This is a genomic window from Vibrio sp. 1151_11, assembly GCF_029478525.1.
GTDB classification, from domain to species: Bacteria; Pseudomonadota; Gammaproteobacteria; order Enterobacterales; family Vibrionaceae; genus Vibrio; species Vibrio anguillarum.
This window is the reverse complement of sequence record NZ_SHMN01000046.1, coordinates 1-7146: the sequence shown is the minus strand read 5'-3', so window position 1 is coordinate 7146 and position 7146 is coordinate 1. Positions and strand designations below refer to the sequence as shown.

Here is a 7146-nt window from a genome sequence, read left to right as displayed (position 1 = left end):
TTTCAAACAGGGTTTGCCATTCTTTGTTGGTGCGCCGTTTTGCCATTTCAGATCTCCTTGAGGTTGGAGATTTGATCTTAGGACGTACCGATATTGATTAGAATGTGGGGTTTATGATGCGCTTACGGTGCGGCTGGCTCAATCAATATTTTGATCACAGGTTTTTGGGCTTGAATTGCCGAAATTCAAAGTCTGTTTTTCAAATCTATGAGTCGTTTCAGTTTTTCAGGTTTTGGCTTTTGTTTGTCAGTCAAAACCGAGTTAATCTTGGTTTTGGTAAAACGTAAGTCATTGAAGCTTAAACATAACAAACGGTTCAAGAGGGACAGCCAACGCGCGGCATTTTTATCATGCGTTGGTTTTTGTGGTTACGGTGTTATGCGGAAGCTTGGTAATGGCGTTGGCTGCCCCTTAACCGGGCGTTATGCAACTCAGGTAAATTTAGGGGTTCAATCTTTTGGGATTTCTCCGGCCATTCGTTTTGTGTTGTCGGCAAATGAGCATTTTTACCCTCAAATTTATGGTTAACTCAAACCGTAAAATAGGCAAAGTTCTTTGTTTGCCTCAATCGGTTTTAGCGCTGGCGTGTTGTCAGTTTAGTGGGCGCAAAGTGTGGAAAGGGCAAGTTATTCGATCATTTCACAATTGCTGAAAGTCTTGCTCGGTGAGTTTGTCTCATTCAAAAGCTTGGTTTGTTGCTGAAAGGTGGACTTTGTTTTCGCGGCTTATTTATCACGGCTCCTACTTGGGTTGATTCTTGAATCACTCAACCATTGCAATGGTGGCTTTTGGTCGTGTAAAGTCGGTTTATCTTATTGAATTTGCATAACAAACGGCTCAAGAGGGATTGCCAACGCTTGGCGACTTTAGTGCAAAATTGAAGTTAAGTGTTTACAGTGTGTTTTTTGAGTTCGGCTATGCGTTGTCAACCCCTTAGCCGGGCGTTATGCTTAATCACCAAAAATCAGTGGATTATGGTTTTTCTTTGTTCCCTCGGCTGATTGGTTTTACGTTTGTCGGCAAGTTGGCTTCAGTGGGCGCTGTTTTCCGGACAATTATTCTTTGGCGCTGGAAATTCAGAGAGTTGCCTCATTCAATTTTCGAGTAAGTGCGAGGTTAGGGCGGTTGGCTCAATCAGAAATCAGTTTTAAGTTTCTAGTTGTCAAAGCTTGAAATGTTAAAAGCCCAAGTCTGCTTTTCAAAAGTTATGAGTAAATTCAGTTTTTTAGGTTTTGCCTTTTGTTTGTGAGTCAATGCTGAGTTAATCTTGGTTTTGAAAAAAAACGTAAGTCATTGAAGCTTAAACATAACAAACGGTTCAAGAGGGACAGCCAACGCGCGGCATTTTTATTATGCGTTGGTTTTTGTGGTTACGGTGTTATGCGGAAGCTTGGTTGTGGCGTTGGCTGCCCCTTAACCGGGCGTTAGCTTTCATCGAATAAAAGAGTCTATGTAGTTATGTCTAGTTGTAATCGTTGTGGAAACCCCATCGAATTTAGATATGTCGGCGGACAGTGCATTCCCATACATATTCACGGTGGTTGTATTGACTCCGGAAACTCAGCAATAAATGATTATAGTGGGTATCGAGAATCTAAAGAGAGTACTTGTTTCTCTACTTCGTGCCCTGAGTGTCATGACGAAGTTTATTTCATTCGTCATAATGGCGGAAGCGTTTGGGTAGATGCTCCTCTTGGTCCTCCGTGGTATCAACATGCTTGTATGCATCCTCCTAAGTTATCCTCTCAAAAGCCAACATCATTACTTTCTTTCCATAAATTTGACGTTGAGTCTTTGCCTGAAAATAGCACTATAGGCGTTGTTAAATCGTGCCGAGTTAGTTACGACAAATCTCGAACTGAATTAATAGTTAATAACGGCAAAAAACGTAAACTTGAATTGGTATGTAAAAACAATGGCGGCTTTTTATTGGGTAAGTTGTGCGTGTTAGATTCTAACAATGAAGTGATTTACTCGCTTGAAGAGCCTAACCTAAAATATATGCTCATCATTGAAACTACCGAATGTCCTCAATGTGGTGTGACTGTGTCAAAGAAAAACCTTAAAAAGCATATTCGCAAGAAGCATAGTGTAAAAAGCTAACAAGCAATTTAAGAGGGATTCTCAACGCTTGGCACTTTTGCTTCTACTTCAAATTTAGTGTTTATGGCACAATGCGCTGGGTTGGGTGGAGGCGTTGTTCACCCCTTAATTGGGCGTTATGTACTTTGGAGGTCAAATGAATTTATCCTCAAATTTCAGAATGTTGGCGCTGTATAATCAGCGAATGAATAAGCAGTTACTTGGTGTTTGCAGTCAGCTGACTCATGAGCAATTGCATCAGAATACCAGCTCATTTTTCCCTACAATCATGGCTCACTGGAATCATATCTTGTTCGGTGACTTGATTATGCTCCAGCGCCTTGTAGCAAATGAGCTAGTATCAGTTGAAGCTACAGTTTTAAAGAAATTACCCGTTTCTAAGTCAGTTTCTGACACGTTCGCTTCGAATCTAGACGAACTCTCTGAATTACGAGAACTTGTAGACTCGATCTACATTGAAATCACTAATCAGTTTACCGCTGATAGCTGTAACCAAATAGTCAGGTACACGACAACAGAAGGACAGGTGATTCAAAGGACCGTTGGTGAGTTTTGCCAACATATTTTCAATCATCAAACTCACCATAGAGGCCAGCTTACCTGTTTGCTAAGCCAGTTTGGTTTAGACTTTGGCTGTACAGACCTGCCTATGATCGTGCCAGAGGGAGCACGTACATAACAATAAATTTAAGAGTGATTCACAACGCTCGGCGCTTTCACTTCAAGCAAGTTTAGTGTTTATGGCACAATGCGTTAGGTAAGGTGGTGGCGTTGTTCACACCTTAATTTGGCGTTATGTCCTCTTGGGAGGTTAAGGGTTACTCCAAGTCTATGACACTACAGCGTATAGATAATGTACTGACAGCTGCTCCAGGAGATAGACTTCGAATAAAGCTGAGTGCTTTTGTTAGATCTTGTTTTTCAATCTTTAAACGATTGGCAATACGCCCATCATTAGTCATATCGGTATCCACGACACTAGGACATAAACAGCAGACCTTTACTCCAAAAGGAAGCAGCTCGTGATAAAGCGATTGGCTATAGCTAACAATTGCAGCTTTTGTTGCTGAGTATGCAGCAATTTTAGGGACTGGTACTAAACCAGCAGTAGAGCCAAGGTTGTATATTTCCCCGTAGCCTTGCTGTTTCATTTTTTCAGCAACCAAATTACAAGCAGTGATAGTAGATAGTAGGTTTACATTTACTAGCTCAGAAAGCTTCGCTAAGGGAAGGTTAGTGTTACCAGCGGCTAATACACCCGCGCTGTTAACCATTGCATCAATGTTTCCATGTTCTTTGATGATTGAGGTGATAATGGTTTCAACTTCAGAAGGGTTATTGAAATCGACTGATAGTGTCTTCACGGAGCATGACGAATACCGGGACTTTAACTCTGCTTTAGCTTGCTCAAGGTTTTCGGTATTTAAGGCAAGTAATACTAAAGAGTATCCTTCTTGAGCAAAGTAATGAGAAATAGTTTTACCAATCCCGCGACTAGCGCCAGTGATAATGGCAACTTTAGACATAATGTATCCTTATACGATGTATTAAGCGTGCTGTTGGGGGTAATGTACTTGATAGCTTACTAAATTCGAACTGGTTTTTGCACCGAAGACATAACAAACGGCTCAAGAGGGATTGCCAACGCGTGGCGACTTTAGTGCAAAATTGCAGTTCAGTGTTTACAGTGTGTTTTTTAAGTTCGGCGGTGCGTTGTCAACCCCTTAGCCGGGCGTTAGGAATTATGAGGTGGATATGGACACAAGTATTAAAGAAATCGTTGAATACTGGAAAGTCCATCAAGATTAAAGTGGCTTATCTGTTGACTGGGCTGAAGCTGAAATTTTGTGTTGGCGATGTGCCCACAAGCGTAAATTACAGCGTTGTCATATTATCCCACGCGCCTTAGGCGGTTCAGAACTGCCATCGAATCTAGTGCTACTTTGTGGTCAATGTCATTCTGAAGCCCCTAATGTAAACGACCCTGAGTTTATGTGGATTTGGTTGCGAGCTCATGCGGCTGATTTTTACGGTACTTATTGGCAACTCAGAGGCTTTCGAGAGTACGAGTTTGTGTATGGTAGAAAACCATTTGCTGATTTTGAACCATCGCTTATGCCTAAAGTCAATCAATCGTTAGCTAAGTGCTTTAGGGATACTAGTACTCACTGGGGGCAAGGAAAAGTAAATCCTGCAACTCTAGCATGGTTTATTCGACAAGTTGAAATTGAAGTGGAAAATAATCCCTAACAAACGCTTCAAGAGGGACAGCCAACGCGCGGCATTTTTACTATGCGTTGGTTTTTGTGGTTACGGTGTTATGCAGTAAGTTGGTAGTGGCGTTGGCTGCCCCTTAAGCGGGCGTTAGTTTACCAATCAAAATTGCACCCTAACTCAATACGCTAGGGTGTGATAATTATCGCAGATGGTTTTGTGGCAATTGCGATTGCCCAAGGACTGCAACGACCAAAATAAAACTGTCTTCCTTGGTAAAGTAAGCCGTATGCTTGCCTATAGGGAAGTAAAAACCATTTTGATATAAATCGTTGCAGCTTCTGCCTACAGCTGGGTTGTCGGCGAGCATCTGAAACCCAGTAAGAAGAGTGTCTTTGTATGCGTTCCACTGCATCTCGGAAAAGTTTGTAACGGTATAATTTTTGATTTTATGTAAATGAGCCTGTGCTAATTTACTTAGTTTATATTTACTCTTGTGCATACTTTACTTACAACGCGTTTAGGAAGTTTTCACCGTCAACTATATTGCCTTGGGCTAAGTCTGCTTTTGCGGACTCAAAACAATGTTTTATGTAATCGGCTTTCATGACTTCAAGTTCTTCATAGTCTCTAATCGACATCACAACAACGGCATCTTTATTGTTTTTACTAATTTTAACTGGCTCACGTTGAGCGTTTAGAAGCAGTTCACCGAAATTACGTTTGGCATCATTTGCTGTTAATGTGTACATGGTTAAGCTCCAAGTCTGTAAGTGCAGTAATATTATAGGGTATCGAGCCAAATGTGCAATTTAATTAAATCGTGCGATTGGTGTGAGAAGTAAACTAACAAAGCATTTAAGATGGATTCGCAACGCTTGGCGGTTTTAGTGTAAATTCAGTTTTTCCGTTTTAAGTGGTTTGTCGCGGCATAGGTGTTTAGCGTTGCTCACCACTTAACGCGGCGTTAGGCAGTGTGAGTTTTATCAGCTAAAACGAGTTGAAATTGAACGGTAAATCCCATGTTCTCCGGCTGAACTTAAGCAATAAATAATCATCACATATTTGTCGTTTCTTGATCGTGTTGAGTTGCTTTTCGTTGTGAGTTTAGCGGCAAAATAACCTTCAGCATCCAAACGTCCGCCGAGTATGCTACGCTCGTCACTTTTCTTCCAAACCGCTCAATTTGAGTTTTTTTGTTTCTTTGCTGATTCAGCATTTTGGTTTATAAATGAATCGGTTAGTTTGTTTCAAGTTTACAAAAAGCTCGTCCTTTGGTTGTGAAAGTGTCGGTGTCAATTGGTTGGCCTAACAAACGGCTCAAGAGGGATTGCCAACGCGTGGTGGCTTTAGTACAAAATTGAAATTCAGTGTTTACAGTGTGTTTTTTGAGTTCGGCTATGCGTTGTCAACCCCTTAGCCGGGCGTTATATGCCTGGAGGAAAAATGAACGATATTCTTGAGTTAGCAGTTGAAGAGCTGAAAGAAAAATATGCTCCGCATACTATCATCCTCTATGGTTCTTATGCTCGAAATGAAGCAACGGAGACTAGTGATATAGATATTGCCTGTTTCTGGGACCGTCCAGAAGAGCATAAAGATGCTAGGTTGTTTCATGGGATATTCCTTGATGTGTGGGTTTACCCGACTGCGTTTCTCGATTCAATTCCAGAGGCGTCGTTAAGGTTCGGAGATGGAAAAGCAATTCATGATACACGTGGTTTAGGTAAGAGCTACATTGCCAGAGTTAAGCAAAAGCTTGCTGACGGTAAGGAGCCAATTTCTGATGTAAATAAAGCACATATTCAAGAGTGGGTTACTAAAATGCTTGAACGAGCAAATGATGGTAATTTAGACGGAAACTATCGTCGAACTTGGCTTCAACACGAGCTATTGGAGCTATACTTTGAAATTCGTGGTATGTGGTTTTTGGGTTCCAAGAAGAGTTTTAATTATTTGCAAGAGCACGATAAACCTGTTTACAGTCTTTTTGAGCAAGTTTACAAAGAGCCATTAAATCTTAATCTATTGAGTAAATTAGCCAAGCAAGTAGTACGCATATAACAAAGCATTTAAGACGGATTCGCAACGCTTGGCGGTTTTAGTGTAAATTCAGTTTTTCCGTTTTAAGTGGTTTGTCGAGGCATTAGTGTTTAGCGTCGCTCACCACTTAATGCGGCGTTATACCTATTTACTTAGACTTTGGACAAGCTCTAACCTCTGATATAATTCTCTGACGTAAGTTAAAGTAAGAGACTGAAATTATGAGTAAATTGGTAAAATCAGCATCAATCGCAACAATTATTGGTACGGCTATAGCTTGTGCAAGTTACTTAAATGCATCTCCGAAAGTAGTTAATAACAATCAACATAATTCAGGTTCCATCATCAACCAAACTGGTGAGACTTTTACAACTAACAACTATAATCTTGCAGAAAAATCCGAGCCTGAGCTAGTTATTGCTTCAAACAACAATGGATCCTGGTTACTAAAGAAACCAGATATCCATGCTGCATATGGTTTAAACAACAAAGAGTTGCTTATTGATCGCCTAAGTAATGGCAGCCGAATTGAAGTTCTAGATTCTGCCACGATGGATGTGCAGGGTATTCAGACATCTTGGTATCAAGTTCGCGTTTTGCATGGTTTACACAAAGGAAAAATAGGCTGGGTGATGCAACCAGATGTGAGTTACCAATAGGCTTAGTATCAAGTTTGAAGTGCGACACTTTCTACAGATGCGCATGAATATACTCCGTTGGTGTCCTATACCCAAGTCTTTTGCGTGGGCGCGTATTTAATTTGTGTGCAATTTCATTGCAGAGCTT

8 protein-coding genes are annotated in these 7146 nt (G+C 40.9%); 5 read left to right on the top strand and 3 right to left on the bottom strand.

Features of this window, described 5'->3' with window-relative positions; genetic code table 11:
• Positions 1 to 1458 precede the first annotated feature (1458 nt).
• A complete protein-coding gene (locus EXZ60_RS18025; RefSeq protein WP_274701155.1) occupies positions 1459 to 2103 on the top strand; it encodes a hypothetical protein in 645 nt (214 codons plus the stop codon).
• Between the two features lie 136 nt (positions 2104 to 2239).
• Entirely contained in the window at positions 2240 to 2782 is a 543-nt protein-coding gene (locus EXZ60_RS18020) for a DinB family protein (RefSeq protein WP_171981740.1), read from the top strand.
• 139 nt (positions 2783 to 2921) lie between these two features.
• Here the strand turns inward: EXZ60_RS18020 and EXZ60_RS18015 are convergent, their stop codons facing one another.
• A complete protein-coding gene (locus EXZ60_RS18015; RefSeq protein WP_231794208.1) occupies positions 2922 to 3629 on the bottom strand; it encodes an SDR family NAD(P)-dependent oxidoreductase in 708 nt (235 codons plus the stop codon).
• A 466-nt stretch (positions 3630 to 4095) separates the two neighbouring features.
• Between EXZ60_RS18015 and EXZ60_RS18010 the strand changes: the two genes are divergently transcribed.
• A complete protein-coding gene (locus EXZ60_RS18010; protein WP_277436093.1) occupies positions 4096 to 4353 on the top strand; it encodes a hypothetical protein in 258 nt (85 codons plus the stop codon).
• Positions 4354 to 4519: 166 nt separating this feature from the next.
• On the opposite strand, the gene EXZ60_RS18005 is transcribed toward EXZ60_RS18010, so the two are convergent.
• Together EXZ60_RS18005 and EXZ60_RS18000 are read right to left on the bottom strand one after the other, a co-directional pair.
• The gene (locus EXZ60_RS18005; RefSeq protein ID WP_017049509.1) at positions 4520 to 4819 is read right to left on the bottom strand and encodes a type II toxin-antitoxin system RelE/ParE family toxin; all 300 of its coding nucleotides are present in this window, start codon (positions 4817 to 4819) and stop codon (positions 4520 to 4522) included.
• Positions 4820 to 4826: 7 nt separating this feature from the next.
• Positions 4827 to 5069: a type II toxin-antitoxin system Phd/YefM family antitoxin gene (locus EXZ60_RS18000; RefSeq protein ID WP_017045808.1), complete on the bottom strand. Its 243-nt coding sequence runs from the start codon at positions 5067 to 5069 to the stop codon at positions 4827 to 4829.
• A gap of 694 nt (positions 5070 to 5763) precedes the next feature.
• On the opposite strand from EXZ60_RS18000, the gene EXZ60_RS17995 reads away from it, so the two are divergent.
• Complete coding sequence (locus tag EXZ60_RS17995; protein ID WP_274682304.1) at positions 5764 to 6381, top strand: nucleotidyltransferase domain-containing protein; 618 nt, start codon at positions 5764 to 5766, stop codon at positions 6379 to 6381.
• A 200-nt stretch (positions 6382 to 6581) separates the two neighbouring features.
• Positions 6582 to 7019, top strand: a complete 438-nt coding sequence (locus EXZ60_RS17990; protein ID WP_203534970.1) for a hypothetical protein — start codon at positions 6582 to 6584, stop codon at positions 7017 to 7019.
• Positions 7020 to 7146 lie beyond the last annotated feature (127 nt).